Here is a 791-nt window from a genome sequence, read left to right as displayed (position 1 = left end):
AGGCGGCGCAACGGGCCGGTCATGGCGCGCGCCGCCCCGGCAGGGTGGCGATGGTCACGATGTCGGCCAGCGTGGTCAGCACCAGATAGGCCAGGCAGAAGACCAGGGCGCAGGCCTGCACCGTCGGCACGTCGCGCGCGGTGACGGCATCGACCATCAGCCCCGCGACGCCCGGATAGGCGAAGACGGCCTCGATCACCACCACCCCGCCCAGCAGCGAGGACAGGCTGAGCGCCACCGCGTTCACCACCGGCCCCACGGCGTTCGGCAGCGCATGCACCACGACCAGCCGCACCGGCCCCACGCCCTTCAGGCGTGCCATTTCGACATAGGGGGCGGACAGCGTGTCCACCATCGCCGCGCGGGTCATGCGCACCATCTGCGCCAGCGTCACCAGGGCGAGACTGGCCACCGGCATGAAGAACGCGCGCAGGAATTGCCACAGCGTATGCACGCCGCCGATATCCGACAGGGCGGGCAGCAGGTGCAGCCGGGTCGCGAACACGAACACCGCCAGCGTGGCGATGACGAATTCCGGCACGGACACCAGCCCCAGCGTCAGGACGGTTACGCCGCGATCGTACAGCGTGTCTCGCCAGACCGCCGCCGTAATGCCCAGCAGCAGCGACACCGGCACGGCCAGCAGCGCCGACGCCCCGGCCAGCAGCAGCGAATTATGCAGCCGGGGCCGCAGCATGTCCGCCACCGGCAGGCCGTTCAGCAGCGACCGGCCGAAATCGCCGTGCAGCAGGCCGCCCCGCCACAGGACGCAGCGCAGCGGCGCGGGCCGG

At 71.6% G+C, this 791-nt stretch carries 1 protein-coding gene; it reads right to left on the bottom strand.

All coding sequences use genetic code 11. The annotated features are described in order from the left end of the window. Positions 1-19: 19 nt before the first annotated feature. The coding region (locus tag HUK84_RS20945; protein ID WP_176641895.1) for an ABC transporter permease at positions 20-791 on the bottom strand (772 nt) is incomplete at its 5' end.

Origin of the sequence: Nguyenibacter vanlangensis (genome assembly GCF_013376155.1) — a bacterium.
Taxonomy (GTDB): Bacteria; Pseudomonadota; Alphaproteobacteria; order Acetobacterales; family Acetobacteraceae; genus Gluconacetobacter; species Gluconacetobacter vanlangensis.
The sequence above is the reverse complement of the archived record's forward strand: the minus strand, read 5'-3'. Positions and strand labels throughout refer to the sequence as shown.